Origin of the sequence: Microcoleus sp. CAWBG58 (genome assembly GCF_020883045.1) — a bacterium.
Lineage (GTDB): Bacteria > Cyanobacteriota > Cyanobacteriia > Cyanobacteriales > Microcoleaceae > Microcoleus.
The window spans coordinates 53626-77748 of record NZ_JAHRFA010000005.1; the positions used below are offsets into that span (position 1 = coordinate 53626).

The window sequence follows — 24123 nt, forward strand, 5'->3', positions numbered from 1 at the left end:
GGTTTTTTCCACCAAGATCTCGGTAAAATTAAAAAAGCTTAAAAAATTTGGAGTGAGCTAAATGCAACTACTACACACGATGCTCCGAGTCGGAAACCTGGAAGAGTCCCTCACATTTTACACTGAGGTTCTGGGGATGAGATTGCTGCGACAAAAGGACTATCCAGACGGTAAATTTACTCTGGCTTTTGTGGGCTACGGCGACGAATCCGACACTACAGTTTTGGAATTAACCTACAATTGGGGCGTCGCAGAGTACAATTTGGGTGATGCTTACGGTCATATTGCGATCGGCGTTGACGACATTTACGGTACTTGCGAAGCAATTAAAGCCCGCGGCGGCAAAGTTGTTCGCGAACCCGGCCCGATGAAGCACGGTTCAACAGTCATTGCTTTTGTCCAAGATCCAGATGGATATAAAATTGAATTAATTCAACTGAAAAATCAAGGTAGTAGCAGTCAGAAACTAACTGCGGAAGCAGCATCTTAGTCGTAGTAGGACGATGCTAAGAGCAACGTCCCGGCAAAGGTATGTTGTTGCGCTTCAGCGCTCTTTATAAGACAATACGGTTTACTTAAGATGTCCGAAGAGAGGAACGAAGCAATCTCCGTATCTATTTTTCATAGCGGTTTACCCCCAGGGCGGTCTTAAGTAAACGGTATTGCTTTATAAGATTAGGGAAGAGCGAAGACAGCGCAACTACGTACATAATTTGTCGTTGCACAAATAGTGCTCTTTATCATATCCTATTAGGGAAGAGCGCTGAAGCGCAACTACGTACCCAAGAGCGCTGAAGCGCAACTACGTACCCAAGAGCGCTGAAGCGCAACTACGTACCTCTTTTGTCTGACGACAATAAAACTGCTCTGCTACTGACAGAATGCTAAGGGGTTTTCCACACTTTTAATTCGATCGCACTGACGGTACAAATTGCTGCAAGTAACTCTTTTGCCACAAAATAGAAAAACTGTTCCCTATTTGGCTTAAACTATCAAATTTAGGAATTAATTTAGATTCTCGGCGCTTGTCTAAGGCAGCGAGCGTCGCAAAGAATATAGCTAATACTAACAAAAATACCACCATCACAATAAAAAACATAGTCCAATAGACTAGAAATTCACTTTGGTAGTAGTTGACGGTCAATATCGAGTTAATCACTGCATCGGATAAATACAAAACTAGCCCTATTGAAAACCACACTCCTAACAATAGCCACGTCCACTTAAACATCTGTGTTGCAGTCTTGTTATTTTTGGACGCCGAAAGTTCTAAATCTCTAATTTTGCTGTTAATTTTTGATGTGACTTCATACAAAGTAGACTGCAAAGAATCTCTGATTAAATTCAAATCGTTGTCGAGGTTTATGCACTGCTCGGATGTGCTTTTGTCAACACTCACGTTTTGGAGTTTGTTGCGGTGCCCAGCCAGTTTATTGCCAAGGGTCTGATCCCATTCTTGCAGCCGCTCTACTGTCAAATACAAAAGTTCCCTATTCGCATCTAACAAGCTCTGACAATCTAGAATCGACTTAACTAACTTGCTCAAATTGTTAATATGCTCGTCTACAGTATTTTGGTATTCCCTCTGTTTCTCTGACAAGAAATTTGCCATTGCGACATCATCGCCGCACAGCGACACAGCATCAGAATACACGCCGTCAATTTCCTTTTTACCTAGATATAGTGAGGCTTTGCACTCCTCAATTTCGGGAATGGTCAGAGATTCTAAAGACTGATGTTCTACATGAAATTTATATAGCAGCGCTGTCATAATTTGCGCCGATTTTCGGTCTAGCCGATCTTGGTAAGGTTCTAAAATAATTGCCGCTCGATTTTTGATCGCCGCCTCTGGGTGGTGCAGGAACTCAAAAACTTTGGCAACTATTTGGGAAAATTCCCATTCCTTAAAATTATTTTTCGCCAGATCCAAAAAGTTTGTGATGGCTGCATCCTTTTCGGCATGAAATTTGTACCCATTATCCGTAATTGCGATCGCAGGAAATACGCGATCGACCCAAAACAGATATTCCTCGCAATCCATTAACACACCCAGCAGCAGCCAGCTAGGGCCGTATACCCAAAAATCGAGACAATTCTCGTATTCCTTACCGCTGTCCATTCTGCTGTTGTCGTTCAAAGCAAATTTATTGCTGGCTAACAGTTTAATTTGTTCTTCTACAATCCGCTGCTGAATTTCTGCTGCATTAATTGTGACATGGCCAGCAGATTCCTTACCTTGTGCTTGCCATTCATCCAACAAAATTGACTGAATGCTAACAGCAGCACACCACCGAATTAAAGGAGTCGCTCCCCCTAGCGCTTCCTGTTCCAACACCGCTAGCTTATTTTCGCTAAAATCACTTGATACAGGTTCCTCACTTGATATAATACCCTCTCGCACCTTGCCCAATGCTTGAATTGCCAAAGCCCGAAACAGCAAATTTGGATGCGGTTTTCTAGCGGATTCTGGTATATCTTGCCCTAATATTCCGCTTTTGGGTACGTCCAGAACTTCAGCAAAAGGAGCGATTCCGCATTGTTGCAAGATGCCTTCAACGGTGTTTATTCTTTCCCAAGGTTGAGTATATTTGGTGAGACTGAAGATGAGCGCTGTGTCGCTGCACTCCATTGACTCAGGGATGCTAGTGCGATCGAGTTTCCAGAGATTGCTTGTCATAATTTGTCGCCATGACAATTGCTAGATCTTAACGTCGTTGTCCGATGCTGAATGCAACTCTACATCTACTGCTGCTTTTTGTCAATATTAGTCCCGAACGGTATGGTTAGTTAATATAGCAATCCTAAATGATTCAGATAAATTTGTAGGGGTAGCGCCCCCGTGCCTACCCCCTATCTATCCGGTTCTTCACGAGGGGTAAGAGCCCCTACAATAATTACACAAATGATTTAGGATCGCTATAAAACCGATATTTTCTATAGCAACCGAGTTGAGCAACGCAAATATCTGTCGGCGACTAGGTATATAATTTTACACAAATCCGATAAAATGTCTAATTTGCAGGCTATTTTTTTTGACTCGAATCAACCTAGGATGCTGCTTTCTTTTTCGGGAGTTTTAAAATTTTGTCTTTCGCCATTTTGTCAACGATTACATCGCTGATAATTTGAGCTCCGTGGGAGGTAAAGTGCAGACCATCATTAACTTTTACATAACCTCGCTTGCCGGATTTGTCAGCAACTACGGGGACAAAATTCCCTGCTTCAGCAAAAACATCCCAAGTAGAAATAAATTCTATTTTTGATGAAGACTTGCTAGCATTTTTATAAATGTTGTTCATAATGGGAAAAGCTTTGAGATACGAAGATTTGTTAGATATCGATTGACCTACCCAATACACTTTTTTTACGGTGGAAGAGCCAAGTAATTTGGCATATTTATCTACTCTTGCTTGATAAGCTTTTTGCCATTCTGGGGTTAGAATAGCCCGATATTTTCCTTGGTTATCGGTGATATCTTGAGTGTCATTGCCTCCGAACAAAATTATTACTACGTCTGGCCCGTAATCCTGGATGATTTGACTGGTTCTAGCGTACCAGTCATAATAATCTATCCGATTTAATCCGCTCGATACTTTGTAGTCGATTTTGGTATTTGAGATATTGTATTTTTCTTTAAGAGTGTACTGGAGTTGAGTTCCTAAATCGAACATTACGGAATCTCCAATAAATAAAAATTTGCGATAAGCTACGGTTAGTTTTGGTTTGGATGGAGTGGGTTTCTTGGCAGGCTTTGGGAGGATGACTGCCGATTTTGTTGCGGTTTTGACCGGAGTTTTGTCGGGCTTCTTGGAAATGCTATCGAAGTTAATATCTTTGATTTTGCTCCAAAAATCTTGTTCGGATTTCCTGAAACCGTCTATTTCGATCTGGCGCGCTGCTTGTTTGATTTCGGTACTGGCTAAAGGAGTTGAAGAAAAGCTTTTCAGAAATAAGGATAAGTTGGAAAATATTAAGGTGAGAATTACAGAGGTAACTATCAACAAAATTTCTCGGTCTTTCATAAGAAGTTATTTGTTATTTGTTATTTGTTATTTGTCATCATAAAGGAAGGAGAAAGAACGTAATAAGATAAAAAAAGTCTTTTTTGTGCTTTATATATAGCAGTTCTCAAAAAAGCCAGGTATGCCCTATTCCCTATTCCCTATTCCCTATTCCCTATTCCCATGAGTGAGAACTCGAAAGGCTATACTTGTTTGTTAGAAGTTAAAGTAAATAAAAGGCGGGACGGTACTGGGGCCTAACATTAAGATAGCATACACGAGCAGGGAAACTAAGACAACCCGAAAGAATAGGTTTTTTAATGACAATATTGTTTGCAATACTTGCGAAATGCGATCGCCCCACAGGTTGATTGCGCCAATGACTGCAATTACTAGATACAATTGCCAAAAGTTGAATTGAACAGTTGCAGCGGAAAAACGAAAAATCCCTTGGAAAAACCTCATTGCAGTTTCCCAGTTGGGCGTGCCGAAAAATACCCAGCTACAGGTAACAAAGGTAAAGGTTAACAACCAATTGCAAAATTTGGCAAATCTCGGAAAGGCATAGTCTAATTTGAAATGGATAGCTTGGGGAATATCTTTAGATAGATGGTTGACAATCAGTCCTAAACCGTGGATTGCTCCCCAGAAAATAAAGTTTAATCCTGCACCGTGCCAAAATCCGCCGATCGCCATTGTTATCAGTAAATTTACGTACTTCCGCAATTTGCCGTATTTATTACCACCTAAGGGAAAGTAAAGGTAATCCCTCAACCACTCGGAAAGACTGATGTGCCACCTTTTCCAAAATTCTTGCAAGCTGAGCGATCGGTATGGCATATTGAAATTGGCGATCGGTTTGAAACCCAGCAAGCAAGAGATACCGTTAGCTAAATCTGAGTAGCCGCTGAAATCTACGTAAATCAAACAAGAATAGGAAATTGCCGCCAGGATTAAATCTATGCTGCTGTACTGCTGGGGGACTTTGAATGGTAGTTGAGTGAAATTAAACAAAAAGCTCGCTAAAGTATATTTTTTAAAGAGTCCCGACAAAATCAAAACGATAACTTCTTCGATTTTATAGTCATATTTATTTGGTGAATTTAGCTGCGTATAAAATTCGTGAGGGCGGGAGATTGGGCCGGAGGCAATTTGGGGAAAGTAGGTAATGTAGGTGGCGTAGTCTATAAATTTAGGACAGGGAATTTTTTGTTGGTAGCAGTCGATTAAATGAGAAATTATTCTAAATGTGTAGAATGATATGCCAACGGGGGCGATTATTTGTAATATTTGAAAATTGGCGGGAATTTTGAGCTGGTTTAGTATCTCAAATAATGAGGTTACAAAGAAGTTGCAATATTTGAAAATGCCGAGATTGACAATGTTGACAACTATGCCGAAGATAAAGGCAAGTTTTGGCTGTTTGCTGCGATCGACTGCTCGGAGAATGATATAATTGTAGACTGTACTTAACATCAGGAGTCCGAGAAAGTCTAAGCTCCAGAAAGAATAAAATAATAAACTGGAAATTAGCAAGACAATTTTATACAAATTGACCTTGGGCTTTAAGGAGAGGATGGCGCTAAAAATAATTAGGAAAAATACTAAAAATTGGTAAGTAGGAAATAGCATAGATGTCAATAAAGTAAAAATTTTAGTACATCAATAAAGAGGTTTGTAGTGAGGACTTTAGTCCGCAGAAATTGATGCGGACTAAAGTCCTCACTACGAACGAAGACATAATCTGGAAATTAGCAAGACAATTTTATACAAATTGACCTTGGGCTTTAAGGAGAGGATGGCGCTAAAAATAATTAGGAAAAATACTAAAAATTGGTAAGTAGGAAATAGCATAGATGTCAATAAAGTAAAAATTTTAGTACATCAATAAAGAGGTTTGTAGTGAGGACTTTAGTCCGCAGAAATTGATGCGGACTAAAGTCCTCACTACGAACGAAGACATAATCTGGAAATTAGCAAGACAATTTTATACAAATTGACCTTGGGCTTTAAGGAGAGGATGGCGCTAAAAATAATTAGGAAAAATACTAAAAATTGGTAAGTAGGAAATAGCATAGATGTCAATAAAGTCTAATTTTTATCAATTCAATAAAAAGGTTGGTAGTGAGGACTTTAGTCCGCAAAAATTGATGCGGACTAAAGTCCTCACTACGAACGAAGACATAATTATGAGGTGGCAGCGCTGTGTCCGTACAGTATTATAGGTAATGGATAACCTGTATATTTTCATAAGTTCGATCCCCCGATCCGGTCGTACTACACAAATTTTTGCGGTGGATTGCGGGCTGTAAGCTTGTACAAGCAGTCAATTGTGTTGCAACTTCCGCGCTCGTTAACCGCACTCATAGATTCATAATCGTGTTTAAAGATTAAGATAGTTGTGAGACCATATATTAACGGATAACAACAGGAATCCCCTTGATTGCGAGGAACGAACGTGCAGCCAACAGACCCTAGCAAATTTACAGATGAAGCCTGGGAAGCCATAGTCAAATCCCAGGATGTAGCCCGCCGCTTTGCCAATCAGCAGCTAGAGGTTGAACATTTAGCGATCGCCATTCTAGAACAGCAAGCCCTAGCAAACAGCATTCTCAGCAAGGCCGGAGTCGATGTCCCCCGCTTGGCGCAGCAGTTAGATGCTTTTGCTAAACGACAGCCGAGAGTTGCCAATGCTGACCAACTATACCTCGGTCGCGGTTTAGAAGTGATGTTAGATGCTGCTGAGTCTGCCAGACAGGCTTGGCAAGATAATTTTATCGCCGTTGAACATTTATTAATAGGCTTGCTAGAAGATGAACGAGTTGGTAGGCGATTGCTGACTAGGGGCGACGGGCCGCCGGGCCGCCCCGGATACGATCGCAAACCGGCGCCCGGTACGATCGATCGCGCGAAACTCGAAGAAGCAATCAAATTAATTCGCGCTACTACCAAAGTCAAAGATCAAAAACAAAGCCAAAACCAAAGCCAAAGTCAAAACCAAAATTCTGACGCCAACTCCGACGCCCTCAGCAAATACGGGCGCGATTTGACAGAAGCTGCAAAAGCAGGCAAACTCGACCCAGTAATCGGCCGCGACGAGGAAATTCGCCGGGTAGTGCAAGTTCTTTCCCGCCGCCAGAAAAACAATCCGGTGTTAATTGGCGATCCCGGAGTCGGAAAAACTGCGATCGCCGAAGGTTTGGCCCAGCGCATTGTCAACGGCGATGTACCGGAATCTTTGAAAAATCGCCAACTATTCAGCCTCGATATGGGCAGTTTAATTGCTGGGGCAAAATTCCGGGGCGAATTTGAAGAACGGTTGCGATCGGTATTGCGAGAAGTTATCGATTCCGACGGGCAAATTGTCCTATTTATTGATGAATTGCACACGGTTGTGGGAACTGGTGGCGGCGGTAGTTCCGGTTCGGGAATGGATGCGGGAAATTTGTTGAAACCGATGTTAGCCCGAGGTGAATTGCGCTGTATCGGCGCTACAACTCTCGATGAATTCCGCAAGAATATTGAAAAAGATCCGGCACTGGAACGCCGCTTTCAACAAGTATTTGTCGGCGAACCGACTGTGGAAGATACTGTTTCAATTTTACGCGGATTGAAAGACCGTTACGAACGCCACCACGGGGTAAAAATTACCGATTCGGCGTTGGTAGCTGCTGCTACTTTGTCTTTTCGCTATATTTCCGATCGCTTTTTGCCGGATAAGGCGATCGACCTTGTAGACGAAGCGGCCGCCCATTTGAAAATGGAGATTACCTCCAAACCCGTGGAATTGGAAGGGATCGACCGCCGGGTGATGCAGTTGGAAATGGAAAAATTGTCGATCGAAGGTGAGGGAAAAGGTTCTCCCACCGCCACCATCAGCCCCCGCATCGAACGCATCAAAGCTGAGATTGACATTTTAAAAACCAAGCAAGAAAAACTATCTTCGCAGTGGTTGGGCGAAAAGCAGTTGTTGGATGCAATCAATAAATTGAAAGCCGAAGAAGACCAACTGCGAGTCCAAATCGAACAGGCAGAAAGAGCTTACGATCTGAATAAAGCGGCGCAGTTGAAATACGGTAAATTGGAGACTGCAGTGCGCGATCGCGAAGCCAAGGAAGCCGAACTTTTGAAACAGCAAGCTCAAGGTTCTTCGCTGCTGCGGGAAAAAGTTACCGAGGGCGATATTGCCGAAATTGTGGCGAAATGGACGGGAATTCCGGTCAATCGATTGTTAGAATCGGAACGCCAAAAATTGCTGCAATTGGAAAGCCATTTGCACAAGAAAGTTATCGGTCAAGAAGAGGCTGTAACGGCGGTTGCTGCCGCGATTCGGCGGGCGCGGGCGGGTATGAAAGATCCCGGTAGACCGATCGGCTCTTTCTTGTTCATGGGCCCCACAGGCGTCGGTAAAACCGAGTTGGCGCGGGCGTTGGCGGAGTTTTTGTTTGATAGCGATGATGCGATTATCCGCATCGATATGTCGGAATATATGGAGAAGCACAGCGTCTCCCGGTTAGTCGGAGCTCCCCCCGGATACGTCGGTTACGACGAAGGCGGACAACTTTCCGAAGCAGTGCGGAGACATCCTTATTCAGTGGTGCTGTTTGACGAAGTGGAAAAAGCGCACCCGGATGTATTTAACATTTTGCTGCAAGTGTTGGATGATGGCAGAATTACCGATTCTCAAGGCCGAGTGGTTGACTTTAAGAATACCGTTATTATAATGACCAGCAATATCGGCAGCGACCACATTTTAGAAGTGTTTGCTAAAAAAGGAAAAACCACCAAAAAACCCGCAAGTCGCAAGCAGGAACCAAAGGAGGTGTCAATTCCCAAGACTGATTATAAAGTTGCTGATGATGGTACTGTCGAGGTGTCAGCCCAGCGAGTCGATATCTCAGACAAGAGTGAAAAAGACAACAGTGAAAGTGAAGATTTACCGACTCAAGAACGGGAGACAGATCAAGAGTACGAACAAATGTTAAAACGGGTGATGACTGCTTTGCGATCGCACTTTCGGCCAGAATTTCTCAATCGAGTGGACGAGATCATTTTGTTCCACACTTTGAGCAAGACGGAACTGCGGCAAATTGTCAGCATTCAAGTCAAGCGAATCGAGCGGCTGTTGGCGGAACAAAAAATCACTTTGGAACTGTCCGATGCTGCGAAAAACCACATTACAGATGTTGGTTACGATCCAGTTTACGGCGCTCGTCCCCTGAAACGCGCCATCCAGCGGGAGTTGGAAAACCCGCTAGCTAACAAGATCCTCGAAAATGCGTTCATCGAAGGCGATACAATTGCGATCGACTGCGTAAATAACCATTTGCAGTTTCGCAAAAAAGACCCTCTCCCCGCGCTGGTAGGTAACAGTTTGTAGTTACATTTAGGAACAGGCTTTCTGGCCATTGGTGTTAACTTAACTTCCAAGGTACTCAGAGGCTGCTGTTTGGCGATTAAGACCAGATCCCCCCTAACCCCCCTTAGCAAGGGGGGGACAAGAATCTTCTCTTGCGTCAACCTCTACTCCCCTTTTTAAAAGTCTTCTCAAAGTCCCCCGACCTAAGGGGGATTTAGGGGGATCTAGCCTAGTCTATAAACGAGAGATACAACAGCTTTCTGGCTTAAGGGATAAGAATCTTCTCTTGCGTCAACCTCTACTCCCCTTTTTAAAAGTATTCTCAAAGTCCCCCGACCTAAGGGGGATTTAGGGGGATCTGGCCTAGTCTATAAACGAAAGATACAAAAGTTTTCTGGGTTAAGTTGACACCAATAACTTTCTGGCTTGTTCCACCAAAAAAATCTTCTTGTTTCCCAGAAAGCCTGGTAATTTAAAATTATGAAACAACCAAGTAGAATCACGCTAAATCCAGAAGTAATGGGTGGAAAACCCTGCATTCGCGGCTTGCGAGTCACTGTTGGCACAATAGTCGGACTGATGGCATCGGCACACTCACCGTCAGGCATTTTGCAGGCTTATCCCTACCTGGAAGAAGCAGATATATATGAAGCGCTTGCTTATGCAGCGTGGCGAGTTGAAGAAGTTGAAATTCCTCTCAAAATAGCGTTATTAAAAAATTAAAAACAGGCTTTCTGGCCTGTTCCACAAAAATTAATCTGCTTGTGGAACAGGCCAGAAAGCCTGTTATTCAAAATAGTTAAGCCTGCTGCTTAATATTACTAATTGCCCATCGTGCGGCTGGTGTAAGCATCCATGCTGTAGGCGGGAACGCGAACAGTGTAATCGATTTCTGTTCCAGTCACCGATTTTGCCAGTTGTTCAAAAGATTCATTGCTCCAATTGCGATCGTGAATGGGCTTAGACTGTTCTCCCAAAAAATATGCTTGAGTGCCAATTAAAGATGCTGCGACCCAACCGACGACCAAAAGAGCGATTACAATAGTCATTTTTGCTATTTCCTTAAACTTTTGTTGCTTTATGTAAATAAATGTAACAAAAGTTTACAAACAGCGTCAAGGCAGTGTATTGTCGTGCCAACCGTCCGGTAGGTAGTAAAAACCGTCCCTCCGACGGCTGCCGGAGAGGGTTCGAGGGGGAGAGAGGACACGGGGAAAGGATTTATATATAAGTATGTAGGGCGTGCACCGCCAAGCACGGGTCTGTAATACGGCGATCGAGATCCGAATTGTGAACTGTATCCGCAATAACAAATAAGATTGTTGATTTTATTTAGTTAAGATTTTATAAGTTTTGCGTTCATAAATTACGATTAAAACTCTACCACTGGCATGACGAATCGCGATAGAATTATGCGTTATGATTTATCAGTTTGGATTTTTCACTAACAAATCCAAATTACAAAATCCAAATTACAAAATCCAAATTACCATTCTCCCATAAAAATTATGCCAAACTCAATGTTAAATAACGATCCCTTGTGGTTCAAAGACGCCATCATTTACGAAGTACCAATTCGCGCTTTTGCAGACAGCAATGCCGACGGCATCGGCGACTTTCGGGGACTCACAGAAAAACTGGATTACCTGCAAAACTTGGGAGTAACAGCAATTTGGGTACTGCCATTTTTTCCCTCGCCGCTCCGAGACGACGGCTACGATACATCTCACTATACCACCGTCAACCCGATTTACGGTACATTAAACGACTTTAAAGAGCTTTTAGAAGCAGCGCACCAGCGCGGAATTCGAGTTATTATTGAGTTAATTGTCAACCACACTTCCGACCAGCACGCATGGTTTCAGCGAGCGCGGCGCGCCCCGAAAGGCAGTAATGAAAGAGATTTTTATGTGTGGAGCGATACGCCGGAAAAATATCAAGATGCTCGGATTATTTTTCAAGATTTTGAAACTTCTAATTGGGCTTGGGATGGGGTAGCAAAAGCTTATTACTGGCACCGTTTTTATTCTCACCAACCAGATTTAAATTACGACAATCCCGCCGTCCGCCAAGCCATCTTAGATGTGGTAGATTTTTGGTTGGAACTGGGAGTAGATGGACTGCGAATGGATGCCGTGCCTTATCTGTACGAGCGCGAAGGTACTAACTGCGAAAACCTGCCAGAAACTCATATATTCCTCAAGCATTTGCGAAAACACGTGGATGAGAAATTCCCGAACCGGATGCTGCTAGCTGAGGCGAATCAGTGGCCGGAGGATGCGGTTGAATATTACGCGGGTGGCGATGAATGTCATATGAACTTTCATTTCCCGCTGATGCCGCGTTTATTTATGGCTTTGCACATGGAAGATAGCTTCCCAATTAGCGATATTCTCCAGCAAACTCCGCAGATTCCTAATAATTGTCAGTGGGCATTGTTTTTGCGGAATCACGATGAATTGACGCTGGAAATGGTGAGCGATGAAGACCGAGATTATATGTATCGGGTTTACGCTCAAGATACTCAGGCGAGAATTAATTTGGGTATCCGCCGCCGCTTGGCTCCGCTGATGGGCAATAACCGCCGCCGCATTGAGTTGATGAATGCTTTGCTGCTGTCTCTTCCTGGTACGCCGGTGCTTTACTACGGCGATGAGATTGGGATGGGTGATAATATCTATTTGGGCGATCGCAACGGGGTGAGAACTCCGATGCAGTGGAGTAGCGATCGCAATGCCGGTTTCAGCCGCGCTAACCCGCAGCGACTGTACGCGCCGCCAATTGTTGACCCTGAATATCACTACGAATCTGTTAACATCGAAGCGCAGCGGGCGAATCCAAGTTCGCTCTGGTGGTGGATGAAACGCTTGATTGCTGTGCGCCAGCGCTTCCAAGCATTCGGCCGCGGCACTTGCGAGTTTCTGTACCCAGAAAACCGCAAAGTTTTAGCTTTTGTGCGTACTTATCAAGACGAACACATCCTCGTAGTCGCTAATTTGTCGCGCTTCGTGCAGACGGCAGAATTAGACCTTTCTCCGTTTAAAGGTGCTGTGCCGGTGGAGATTTTCGGGCGCGCTGAGTTTCCACCTGTTGGCGAATCACCTTACTTTTTGAGTTTGAGTCCTCACACATTTTACTGGTTTACTCTTACTCCTAAACCCGAAGAATTTTCGCTGCACGGTTTTAAGACAAACTTGCCTAGTTTGGCGGTAATCGGCAATTGGAAAACCGCTTTTGTAACAAGTCAATTAAGCGAGATGCTACTCTCTCTTTTACCAAACTATTTACGCAGCAATCGGTGGTTCATTGGGGCAGATAGAACGATTCAATCGTTGGAAATTAGTGAAATTGTTCCTATAGAATGTCAGAATAGTGCGGGGGAAGAATCTACAGTTTACATTCTGTTTTTGCTGTTGAATTATACAGAAGGTATGCCGGAAACTTACGTTTTGCCTGTAGGTTGGGAAGAAATTAAAGGCGATGCGGACGATCGCGCGATCGCGCGCCTGCACTTCCCTGAAAACAACGAAGTCGGGGTGCTATTTGATGCTGCTGGGGACAAAGGCCTGCTGACCGCGCTCCTGAGGGCGATCGGCAATTCTCGCAGTTACCAAGGTACAGCAGGTCAACTCCTAGGAATTGCCGATAAGATATTCAACTCAGACCAAGATTTATCGCAGCTAGAACCTCACCTGTTCAAAAAAGAACAAAGCAATACATCCGCAGCTTACGGCGATCGCTACGTGCTAAAAATATTGCGAAAAGTTGAAGAAGGAATTAACCCCGAATTAGAAATCGGACGCTTTTTAACCGATCGCAACCCAATCCAACACTACGCTCCAATTGCTGGAGCCTTGGAATATCACACAGCCGAAAAACAAGTAATTACAGTCGGAATACTACAAAAACTAATCCCCGATAGCAGAGATGCTTGGTCTTATACATTAGACACGCTGCGCGACTATTTTGAGCAAGTAATGACAGTAGAAGCCAAGCATTTAGGCGATAATTTATCTACAGCCCCCGAAAACTATTTACCCAGCGCTTTGACCGGACAAATGCGACAGTCAAACTCGCTAGTAGTGGATTTATCTCTAGAAATTCCCGCCTTAGCTCGCGAACTAATCGGCTCTTACTTAGCATCAGCCGAACTTTTAGGTCAGCGGACAGCGGAACTTCACCTCGCTTTAGCTTCAGACACAGAAAATCCGGCTTTTGCTCCAGAAAACTTCACCTCATTTTACCAGCGTTCGATCTACCAACACATGAGAAATATGGCAGGAAGAACTTTGCTGCTGCTGAAAAAGCGAATGTCAAAACTGCCGCCAGAAGCGCATAAACTAGCACAAAATCTCCTCAACCGCGAAGAGTTACTCATGGAACGTTTCAAGTCTATTTTGAACTTGAGAATCACGGCGGATCGAATTCGCTGTCACGGGGACTTCCATTTCGGACAAGTTCTTTATACAGGTAAAGACTTCGTAATTATTGATTTCGGAGGAGAACGGAATCGACCGTTAAGCGAGCGGCGGATGAAAAGATCGCCCCTGCGAGATGTGGCGGGAATGCTACAATCTTTCAATTATGCTGTTACTTTGGCACTGCGAAATGAAGTTGAAAGCGGTATGATCCGCCCTGAAAATCTTCCGGAGATGCAGCAGTGGGCGAACGTTTGGCACCGCTGGGTCAGCCTCACTTTTCTTAACAGCTATTTGGTAACAGCAGCCGATGCCAGTTTCTTGCCCAAATCGATACCGGAACTACAAGTTTTGCTGGATGCTTACATTTTGGAAAAAGGGGTTGCTGAGCTAGCCTACGAACTCAATTACCGCTTGGATTGGGCGGAAATTCCGCTGAAGCGGATTGTGGAATTGTTGAATGTCAATCGCAAGCCGTAGTTGATTTTTAAGTAGTAAGTAGGGTGCTTGTGGCGCACCTTACATTAACTCGTTTCCTCAAAGGTTTGTAGTGAGGACTTCAGTCCTTCTTATTGCGGACTGAAGTCCTCACTACAAACCAATCTTATTTGTCAGCTTTGTGGAATCGCTAGCGAGACTCTGGCAATATATAATACGCATCTGGCATTACTTAAAATAGAGAGCTGCTTCATATAAAACTTTTTCTTGATGAGTTAACAAAGTGCAGTCAGAAAGCGGGTAAGCGACACAGGTAACAGCGTAGCCAGCTTGCAATTCTGAGGGCTTCAAAAACTTTTGTTCGCTTTGGTCGATTTCACCGCTAAGTAGTTTGGCAACGCAAGCAGAACACTCTCCTTGCTTGCATCCATTCGGCAAGCGGATGCCGGCATCTTCTGCCATATCTAGGATATACTGGTCGTCCGGTACTGCGATCGTGCGATCGAGCGATCGCTCCTCATTCACCAGCCGAACTTGATAAACTGCCATTTTTTCCTCTGGACTAAAGTTGTAGGGTGCGTCAGACGCATTTCTAGGGTGATGATTCAAATTCTTGGATCTGACGCACCCTACTTATTATGTTAGTTGTAGGGTGCGTCAGACGCATTTCTCGGGTGATGATTCAAAGTCTTCGATCTGACGCACCCTACTAATTCTAGTAGACTAACTTTTGTATATCTAGACAAGTGCTTCTTGATAATCTAGATTTTCATCCAGATAAATAGCGCGAATATCCTGCGGCAAATTTGACTCTAAAGTTTGATATCCTTTTTGCAGCAAAGCCTTAACTTGAGCGGGTGAAATAGCTTCACCTTCAGCTTGCAAATAAGCTGCAATTCGAGTTTCGCTCCAGCGGAAAGTCTGGGCCATCAACACAACTAAACGGGGGAGTGGCGCCAACAATTCTAAGGCTTGTCTGACGTAACACCAGAGGGGAGGCGAAGCGGATTGCAAAGAGTAGTGAATCGACTCAACTGGGGGTAATTCGGCTTGATTGATGCAAACAGCGGTGACATTAATCAGCCAATTTTGGAGACTGAGATTGTCGCTATCCGGAGCTTGGGTTTCGCGGCGCAAATCGAGGCCTCGGAGCTCGTGATAGATGTGTTGCCAGGTGTGGGCGAACAGGTAATCGCCTTGTACGGGCGATCGCACGGAATGGCGGATCAGGGAGTGTACAATTTGACCGTAGCGGCAAAAAATCGCCGTGAAGAAGCGACCCTGATCGGGATGGTTTTGAAACAGGGTCAATAATTCCTGATCGCTGTGATGGAACAGGGATGTGACCACAGGGTGGTTGAGTTCGGAAAAAACAGGTGCTTGCACAATTGTTCTGTATAAGGTTTTAGGTATCAATGCTGTTGCAGCCCGATTCTACACTACGATCTACATTTGATGCAACTGCTGAAAAACTGTTTATATTTAAGTCAATTAATTATATAATGGAGTTGTAGGTGATGCTGCATTAATATCAATTGATACATATAAACTCTATGTATCCAGCGCACCTAAAAATATAATTAGTTATTTCAAGGATCGAGTGTTTGTATGTCTAGCATTAATACTGGTATAGAATGGTGCGATCGCACGTGGAATCCAACAACTGGCTGCGACAAAGTCAGTCCCGGCTGCACCCATTGTTATGCAGAAGCATTAACAAAAAGGTTTCACACTAATTTTCCTAACGGGTTTACTTTAACGGAATACCCAAAACGTTTGAACGAACCTAAGACTTGGCGAAAGCCTAGTCGCATTTTTGTTAACTCAATGAGCGATTTGTTCCACGAAGATGTTTCTATTGAGTTTCTGAAACAAGTTTTTGAGGTAATGCGTGAAACTCCTCACCACATTTATCAAATTCTTACGAAACGACACAAACGTTTACTAGAGTTAGCGCCTGAACTTGATTGGTCTGATAATATTTGGATGGGGGTGTCTGTTGAAAATCAAAACTATGTTAACAGGATTGATTGTTTGCGACAAGTACCTGCAAAGGTCAGATTTCTATCATGCGAACCACTTTTAGGGCCTTTGCAACTCGATCTAAGGGATATTCACTGGGTAATAGTTGGGGGAGAGTCGGGGCAAAAATACCGTCCAATGCAGGAAGAATGGGCGCAAAGTATTCGGGATCAATGTCAGGATGCTGGAGTCGCATTTTTCTTTAAGCAATGGGGAGGTAGAACACCTAAAGCTGCTGGGAGATTATTGGATGAGAAAATTTGGGATGAGATGCCAGAAGCATGGAAGAAACATCAAAAAAGATGGCTCAAATAACTACCCTTAATCCCTGTTGAGTAAAAAAAATAAATTTTCTTACAGATACTGTTGGATATTCGTATCATTTTTTAAGCCTAAAGTGGCTTTTTAATGTGTAAGGCTTTTTCTGCTTAGAAGGATTTTTGATTTCTATCAGTTGTTCTGTGTACAACCAATCTAAAACATCATTGTTGTAATGAGTTCGCTTTAAACGTCCTATGTCATTCATTTCTAATATTAGATGAGTAATTGCATCCTCAAAAGATATCCAATCATTAAGCTTGCCCAAACTTTTGATAGCTTGAGTTTTTATTTCAGCTAATCTTTTCTGCTGATCTGAATTCCATTCTTTTTCTAAGAATTTTTTAATTCCTGTGTGACTGTCCTTGAAAAATAGCAATCTTTCCTCCTCCCAAACGAAATCGTTCAAGAAACTTCCAAAAGCTTTTTTGGGGTGATTGCTACCTACTACAATACTATATTTTGGTCTGGGATCACTGTAGCTTTCTTTAATTTCAAAACTGGTTGCTCCTCTAAACCCTGCTTCTCTTTTCATTCTTTCCTTAAAATATTCCAGTGCCCATTTTTCAAATTGTTGAGGTTGATCTTTAAGTTCTAGCCACTTTGGTTTCCAATCTTGGTCTGAATTGACACCTAGGAGTTTAGTCAAGTTTTTGATATAAGTTTCAGCAGTTTTTTTCTCTTTTATGCTATCATATGCGGTTTTATGATGCCCCGCATGGCGAGCTACTGCACTGTTGTGAAATAGTATAAATAGCTCTCCTTTATTCTGACGGACATAATTTCCTATTTCATATATATGTTCAAAAGTAACTCCTTTGACAGCAAAAGTGTCAAGAAAAAATAAAGTAGGATAGCTGTTCAAATCATTCATCACCTCTGGAAAAGCCACCTCAAATTTTTGATTTTCATAAACTTTATAAAACAAATCTTTGCCGATATCTCGACAGTTTTCTTGAAGCTGTTGATTAGACGCCGCTTCAGCCTCTACAAAAAAGCATCTTAAGTTTACTCGTTTTTCTTGACCAAAAAGGTTAGCACATTTTAGAGCTATTAAGGGTGAACCATCTGTATTTTCAAAGTTATGTTGATACTTTGTCCAAAAATTAGAATTATTTACAAAATCTTCAATTCCAATTCCTTCTTTATATTTCCCGGTACCGGCAAAACCATCAACATAGTTGATATGATCGGATTGATAGTTTCCATCACCTCCAAGATTATAGCAAAATGCTTGTAGGTATTTAAGCAGTATCCGATGTTTAGATGCTGACCAGTCTCGTTTGCGTTCAAAAAAGTTTTCTGAATTTTCTGGTTCTTCTGAAAATAGAGATAATTGCTTTCCTTCCATTTTTTATATCCCTAGGTAAAATGCTATAATGAACATTAATGTAGCATAAAAGTTACGAGATGAAAAGAGTTAGAGCAAAGTTATGTTTTACTCGGACACTCCAAACCCCCCACCTCCGGGGGTTTCGATCGCAAAAACATCACCGCGATCCATCTCAACACTCGCGGTACTTCCCAATTCCTCCACATTTCCATCAAATCTTTCAACATAATTTCGCCCAACTTTCCCGGCTTCACCTCCTTGCAAACCGCAGGGAGAAATCACCCGCCGCCCCGATAAAATTCCCGCCGTCATCGCTTCCAGAAACCGCATCCGCCGCACTGTTCCATTTCCGCCGCGATGATTTCCATTTCCCCCGCTATTTTCGCGGATTGCAAAACTTTCTAACAACACCGGAAACCGCCATTCCAACACTTCTGGATCGGTTAAACGCGAATTAGTCATGTGAGTTTGCACCGCATCTGTGCCGTCGAAATTTGCACCAGCACCCGAACCGCCGCAGATTGTTTCATAATATTGATAGCGGTTATTTCCAAATGTGAAATTATTCATGGTGCCCTGAGAAGCTGCGATCGCACTTAGCGCACAATACAAAGCATCCGTAATATTCTGCGATGTCTCGACATTTCCCGCCACCACCGCCGCCGGATAGCGCGGATTCAGCATACAGCCAGCGGGATTGATGATTTCGAGAGGCTTCAAACAACCCGCATTCAGAGGGATATCGTCATCTACCAAAGTGCGGAAAACATACAACACAGCCGCTTTACACACCGCAGCGGGAGCATTAAAATTGTTAAATTGTTGGGAAGAAGTGCCAGTGAAATCGATTTTCGCACTGCGCGCCGACTTGTTAATTGTAATAGCTACCTTGATTTCTCCGCCGCTATCCATCGGATAAGTAAATTCGCCATCACTCAAAACCTCAATTACTCGGCGCACAGATTCTTCAGCATTATCTTGCACAAAACCCATATAAGCTTGTACTGTTTCCAAGCCGTAATGTTCTACCATCTTGACAAGTTCTGCTAAACCGCGATTGTTAGCTGCAATTTGGGCTTGCAAATCTGCGATATTTTGTGCGACATTGCGAACCGGAAAATCCCCGGCTGTCAGAATTTGTAGTAATTCTTGTTCTCGAAATTTGCCTTCGCTAACTAATTGAAAATTGTCAAATAATACGCCTTCTTCAGTTACAATTATACTGTTGGGAGGCATGGAACCGGGAGTGATGCCACCGATGTCGGCGTGGTGTCCCCGCGACGCCACATAAAATAAAGGAAGCGAGGAATTATGATTAAATACTGGAGTAATTACGGTGATATCTGGTAAGTGCGTGCCGCCATTGTAGGGATTGTTAGAAACATAAACATCGCCCGGTTTAATTTCATGAGCTTGGGCTAAGATTAAAGCTGCAACACTTTCGCTCATGGAACCGAGATGCACGGGAATGTGCGGTGCGTTGGCAACTAATTGCCCGTTTCCATCGAAGATTGCACAGGAAAAGTCGAGGCGTTCTTTGATGTTGACTGAGGAACTTGTATTTTGTAAAGTCACTCCCATTTGTTCGGCGATCGCGCGAAACAAGTTATTAAAAATTTCTAGTAAAACTGGATCTGATTTAACCGCAGATGAATGGGTTTTAACTGCATTCATCGGCGCGGATATGCGGTTCAAAATTAAGTCATTGTTTTCGGTAATTTCGCCTTCCCAACCCGGTTCTATGATATTAGTTCCAGTTGCTTCGACAATCATCGCCGGGCCCGTAATGCAATCGCCCGATCGCAAATCGTCTCTTTGATAAACAGGCGTTTCCCGCCACCCGCCAGCAAGATACATTTGCACTGTGGAAATTGGTGGCACAGGCAAGATGCCCGTGCCACCAGATGGGGAACTTGTAGAATTATCCAGTACATCCATGGTTTGTACAACTTCCACCGAAACTGCTTCTACAATTAGCGCTTTTTCCGGCATAATAAAACTGTAACGCTGTCGGTGCAATGATTCAAATTCAGCCTGCATTGCCTCAAGACTTTCAGCAAAATTAACAGCCAAAACCGAATCACTTCCCTGATATTTTAAATGCAGCTTGCGAATAACTAAAACCTCTGCTTCCTCTTCCTCTGCGCCCTCTGCGCCTCTGCGGTTCAATTCCCCCTTTCCCTCCGCTTCCAACTGCACTAAAATCTGACTTAACTGAGACAATAATTCTGGATTCAAAAGTTGCTCGATCGCCCTTTCGCGCATAGCCCGCACATCAGCCAAACCCATACCGTAGGCGGATAATACCCCCGCGTAGGGATGAATGAACACCCGTTTCATGCCCAAACAATCGGCGATCGCACAAGCGTGTTGGCCGCCCGCACCCCCAAAGCAGCACAAGGTATACTCCGAAACGTCATAACCGCGCTGAAGCGAGATTTTTTTGACCGCATTAGCCATCTTTTCCACCGCGATCGCCAAAAAACCCTCGGCCACCTGTTCCGGTGTCCTCTCGCCCCCAATTTCCCCTGCTAACTGCGTAAATTTTTGCTTGACTGCGTCAGGCGCGATCGGCAAATCTCCCGTCAATCCAAACACTTTCGGGAAAAAATCCGGTTGAATTTTGCCCAACATCACATTACAATCAGTCACCGTCAAAGGGCCGCCCTTCCGATAGCAAGCAGGGCCTGGATTTGCGCCCGCAGACTCCGGCCCGACGCGGTAGCGCGCGCCGTCAAAAAACACGATCGAACCGCCACCGGCTGCTACAGTGTGAATTGCCATCACGGGCGATCGCAATCTTACCCCGGCAATTTCTGTCTCGAATTCGCGTTCGTATTCACCGTTAAAATGGGCAACATCTGTCGAAGTTCCGCCCATATCAAAGGTGATGATTTTGTCAAAACCAGCCTTTTTACTCGTTTGAACCGCACCGACAATTCCCCCAGCCGGGCCGGATAAAATACTGTTTTTTCCTTGAAATTGGGCGGCGTCTACTAAGCCACCATTCGACTGCATGAACATTAATTGGGGGAATGGGGAATGGGGAATGGGGAATGGGGAGGACGAGGTAGGGGATAATTGGCTGGTTATTTGTTCGACATAGCGGCGTAAAATTGGAGATAAATAAGCATCGACAACCGCAGTATCTCCCCGATAAATTAGTTTCATTAAAGGGCTGACTTCGTGAGATAGTGATATTTGAGTAAAACCAATTTCTCTGGCTATTTGAGCAACTTGTTTTTCGTGTGCCGAATAGCGGTAGCCGTGCATAAAGACGATCGCACAACTGCGAATTCCGTCATCGTAGGCTTGCTGCAAAGCCGGAATAAAGTCATGATTGACAGCAATTAACTCTTCACCTCGGGCGCTGTAACGTTCTGCAACCTCAATAACGCGATCGTACAACATCTCGGGCAGCAGAATGTGGCGGGCGAAAATATTCGGGCGATTTTGATAGCCAATTCTCAGCGCGTCGCCAAAACCTTTAGTAATTAACAGAATAGTGCGATCGCCCTTACGTTCCAGTAAAGCATTTGTCGCCACCGTCGTACCCATTTTAATCGCTGCAATCTGATCCGCCGGTATCGATTCCCCCGCCCCAATCCCCAAAATATCGCGAATTCCTTGTACTGCTGCGTCAGTGTAGCGATCGGGATTTTCCGACAGCAGCTTGTGAATAACTAACCTACCGTCAGGCTTTTGGGCAACAATATCAGTAAAAGTGCCACCGCGATCGATCCAAAATTGCCACGAAGTGCGATCGGGAAAATCAGCATTCATATCTTTTTCCTAAATCTTGTTATTTGAATAAATCAAAAGTATTCAACCAAATCATCTAAAAGTCAATTCATAAAAATCACAACTTCAGATTCATAAAAATCAGATATTTTGCTCCCTCTCCTTCTTCTTTCTTCCTTCGCACCCTAGCGCTAACGCGCGGCTTCGCCTAAAGCGTCTTCGCGGTTCGTTAAAAACCAGTTTTTGCACCAATGTCAACCGGCGGGGATTTTGGGTGGGTGGGGGCGGGTTTATTTAACCTGTCTGTATCATTTAAGCCTGTTGGTGAACCCGCCCCTACAGCTAATTGAAAATGGTACAAAATCTCAGTTAACATAAAATTGCTATAAATCTCGAATAGCCTCAACCAGACCCCCACAAACACCCGCCAAAAAATCCAAATCCAAAGTCTCAATTTTATCGCTTGCTTGATGATAGTGCGGATTGCGCATATTAGCAGTATCCGTCACCATAATCGCCGGATAATCATTATCCCAAAAAGGAGCGTGATCGCTGCGGCGAGTATCGGGAACAACTAAACCTCGATTCGGCACGGGAAGCCACTCGCACAACTGACCGGATTTGCGAATTTTACGACTCAACTTAATCATATCTCGAACCGTCCGCAAATTGCCAATTAAAGCAATAAAATTCCCACAATTAGGATAAAAATATTTCAAACCCGCCGGATAGCTTTGAGAGTTGGGATTGGAATTGCAATAACCCAACATTTCCAAGGAAATCATCAACCGAATAGACTGTTGCTGTTGCTTTAATTTAGCTGCATGGTGCTTGCTTCCAAAACAGCCGTATTCTTCCATATCGAAAGCGACTAATTGCACCGGATATTTGAGGGGACGCGATGCAAACTCTGCCGCCAATTCCAGCAAAACAGCAACACCCGTAGCATTATCATCAGCCCCATCCGTACCGGGCACAGTATCGTAATGAGCACCTATAATAATCGGCAAATTTTCTTGCTTCCCCCCCTTAGCAAGGGGTGATTCTTCTTGCTTCCCCCCCTTGCTAAGGGGGGGATTGAGGGGGGGTAAATCCAAGATAAAATTGTAATGAATTCCCCCGCGCACCGCAAAATCGTCGGTTTCTACAGTGCCCCACTGTCCCAACTGTTCGCGAATGTATTGCTGCACATAGAAGTACCCTGCGGATGCCAAGTAAGGATTGCGATCGCGTACAATTTGAATTAGGTGGCCGTGCAGGCGTTCTTTTAGATCCATTTGCGATCGGAGATACAATGAGTACATTCAGATTATAGGAGATGAAATGATGATTAAAGAAATCAGAATCAAAAATTATAAGTCTATTCAAAAGCTGAAGCTAGAATTAGGACGAGTCACCGTACTGATTGGCGAAAATGGCTGCGGTAAGAGCAATATCTTGGAGGCGATCGCCCTGGCTTCGGCGGCTGCTAGTGATAAACTGGATAACGAGTTTCTTGCTGCACGGGGGATTCGGGTGACAGAACCTCGATTTATGCGATCGGCTTTTGAAAAAGATAATCTTACTAAAGATATCAGCATTGAATTAAGACAGAATGATCGAGAACAATTTAGTTGTATTTTACAAAATGATAATTCTCCCTATTCTCAGTGGATTAGTAAAAACTTTTTTGGTAATTCTGAAACTTCCGTAAAGAATGCTGTCATGCTGATTCTTCAAAAACATGGGGGAATAGACAAATTTACATCTGTCTTAGAAGAAAAAACAGAGTTGTCAGAACAAGAATGGTTGAGTTTCAAAAAAGATGCCGAATCATTCATTCCAATACTTGATTTAAATCAATTTATCATTTACTCTCCTGAAAACCAAGCATTGCGAACTTTTGAAAAAGAAGGGCAAATTCAACCGTTAGGCATTAATGGTGAAGGTTTGTTTAAACTTATAAATATTTTGAATGCAGATAACCAAGATAAACTCAATCAAATCAAAAAAAAGCTGCGATTGATAGATTGGTTTAAAGATTTTGAAATTCCTCAAAATCTATCAGCGATGCAAACTTCTCTCCAAATCACAGATAGGTACTTAGATACAGATTTAAGTTACTTTGACCAAAGAAGCTCGAATGAAGGATTTTTGTTTTTACTTTTTTACTTTACCTTGTTCATCAGCGAACTCACACCTAAATTCTTTGCAATTGATAACATTGACGCTTCTCTTAACCCCAGATTATGCCGCCGATTAATCGAAGAATTAGTGGAACTAGCAAAAAAGAATGATAAACAAGTCATCTTTACAACTCACAACCCAGCAGTTTTGGATGGTTTGGATTTAGATGATGATGAACAGCGGCTGTTTGTAATTTCCCGCAACCAATTAGGTTATACTAAAGCTAGACGTATTCTCAACCCCAAACCTTTGGATGGACAAGAACCTGTAGATTTATCAGAGGCATTTTTGAGAGGCTATATCGGCGGACTTCCTAAGAATTTTTAA

The 24123-nt window shown here is 43.4% G+C and carries 16 protein-coding genes; 6 read left to right on the top strand and 10 right to left on the bottom strand.

What is annotated here, in order from left to right:
• The first annotated feature begins 61 nt into the window (after positions 1-61).
• Complete coding sequence (gene gloA, locus QZ918_RS03015) at positions 62-490, top strand: lactoylglutathione lyase (RefSeq protein ID WP_293330878.1); 429 nt, start codon at positions 62-64, stop codon at positions 488-490.
• A 414-nt stretch (positions 491-904) separates the two neighbouring features.
• Here the strand turns inward: gloA and QZ918_RS03020 are convergent, their stop codons facing one another.
• From QZ918_RS03020 to QZ918_RS03030, 3 genes are all read right to left on the bottom strand, one after another.
• On the bottom strand, positions 905-2677 hold the full coding sequence (locus tag QZ918_RS03020) for a hypothetical protein (protein WP_293330881.1): 1773 nt from the start codon (positions 2675-2677) through the stop codon (positions 905-907).
• A 370-nt stretch (positions 2678-3047) separates the two neighbouring features.
• Positions 3048-4022, bottom strand: coding sequence for an SGNH/GDSL hydrolase family protein (locus tag QZ918_RS03025; protein ID WP_293330884.1), 975 nt, complete (start codon positions 4020-4022; stop codon positions 3048-3050).
• Between the two features lie 195 nt (positions 4023-4217).
• Positions 4218-5633, bottom strand: coding sequence for an MBOAT family O-acyltransferase (locus tag QZ918_RS03030; protein ID WP_293330887.1), 1416 nt, complete (start codon positions 5631-5633; stop codon positions 4218-4220).
• An 826-nt stretch (positions 5634-6459) separates the two neighbouring features.
• Between QZ918_RS03030 and QZ918_RS33230 the strand changes: the two genes are divergently transcribed.
• The gene (locus QZ918_RS33230) at positions 6460-9381 is read left to right on the top strand and encodes an ATP-dependent Clp protease ATP-binding subunit (RefSeq protein ID WP_293330890.1); all 2922 of its coding nucleotides are present in this window, start codon (positions 6460-6462) and stop codon (positions 9379-9381) included.
• A 459-nt stretch (positions 9382-9840) separates the two neighbouring features.
• The gene (locus tag QZ918_RS03040) at positions 9841-10083 is read left to right on the top strand and encodes a DUF433 domain-containing protein (protein ID WP_293330893.1); all 243 of its coding nucleotides are present in this window, start codon (positions 9841-9843) and stop codon (positions 10081-10083) included.
• Between the two features lie 98 nt (positions 10084-10181).
• On the opposite strand, the gene QZ918_RS03045 is transcribed toward QZ918_RS03040, so the two are convergent.
• Positions 10182-10409 carry a photosystem II protein, Psb35-related gene (locus QZ918_RS03045; RefSeq protein ID WP_293330896.1) on the bottom strand — a complete coding sequence of 76 codons (228 nt, stop codon included), beginning with the start codon at positions 10407-10409 and terminating at the stop codon, positions 10182-10184.
• 459 nt (positions 10410-10868) lie between these two features.
• Here QZ918_RS03045 and treS point away from each other — a divergent pair, with 459 nt between their 5' ends.
• Complete coding sequence (treS, locus tag QZ918_RS03050) at positions 10869-14258, top strand: maltose alpha-D-glucosyltransferase (protein WP_293330899.1); 3390 nt, start codon at positions 10869-10871, stop codon at positions 14256-14258.
• A 186-nt stretch (positions 14259-14444) separates the two neighbouring features.
• Here the strand turns inward: treS and QZ918_RS03055 are convergent, their stop codons facing one another.
• Positions 14445-14765 carry a 2Fe-2S iron-sulfur cluster-binding protein gene (locus tag QZ918_RS03055; RefSeq protein ID WP_293157012.1) on the bottom strand — a complete coding sequence of 107 codons (321 nt, stop codon included), beginning with the start codon at positions 14763-14765 and terminating at the stop codon, positions 14445-14447.
• 189 nt (positions 14766-14954) lie between these two features.
• The gene (locus QZ918_RS03060) at positions 14955-15602 is read right to left on the bottom strand and encodes an RNA polymerase sigma factor (RefSeq protein ID WP_293330902.1); all 648 of its coding nucleotides are present in this window, start codon (positions 15600-15602) and stop codon (positions 14955-14957) included.
• Between the two features lie 222 nt (positions 15603-15824).
• Here QZ918_RS03060 and QZ918_RS03065 point away from each other — a divergent pair, with 222 nt between their 5' ends.
• A complete protein-coding gene (locus QZ918_RS03065) occupies positions 15825-16553 on the top strand; it encodes a DUF5131 family protein (protein WP_293211638.1) in 729 nt (242 codons plus the stop codon).
• Positions 16554-16617: 64 nt separating this feature from the next.
• Here QZ918_RS03065 and tcmP read toward each other — a convergent pair whose 3' ends face one another.
• The 4 genes from tcmP to QZ918_RS03085 all read right to left on the bottom strand — a co-directional run bounded on the left by tcmP (position 16618) and on the right by QZ918_RS03085 (position 22934).
• A complete protein-coding gene (tcmP, locus tag QZ918_RS03070; protein WP_293330905.1) occupies positions 16618-17907 on the bottom strand; it encodes a three-Cys-motif partner protein TcmP in 1290 nt (429 codons plus the stop codon).
• A gap of 87 nt (positions 17908-17994) precedes the next feature.
• The gene (locus QZ918_RS03075; protein WP_293330908.1) at positions 17995-21672 is read right to left on the bottom strand and encodes a hydantoinase B/oxoprolinase family protein; all 3678 of its coding nucleotides are present in this window, start codon (positions 21670-21672) and stop codon (positions 17995-17997) included.
• 187 nt (positions 21673-21859) lie between these two features.
• Positions 21860-22006, bottom strand: coding sequence for a hypothetical protein (locus tag QZ918_RS03080; protein ID WP_293330911.1), 147 nt, complete (start codon positions 22004-22006; stop codon positions 21860-21862).
• 7 nt (positions 22007-22013) lie between these two features.
• A complete protein-coding gene (locus tag QZ918_RS03085) occupies positions 22014-22934 on the bottom strand; it encodes a M20/M25/M40 family metallo-hydrolase (RefSeq protein ID WP_367275202.1) in 921 nt (306 codons plus the stop codon).
• 22 nt (positions 22935-22956) lie between these two features.
• Here QZ918_RS03085 and QZ918_RS03090 point away from each other — a divergent pair, with 22 nt between their 5' ends.
• Entirely contained in the window at positions 22957-24123 is a 1167-nt protein-coding gene (locus QZ918_RS03090) for an AAA family ATPase (RefSeq protein WP_293331090.1), read from the top strand.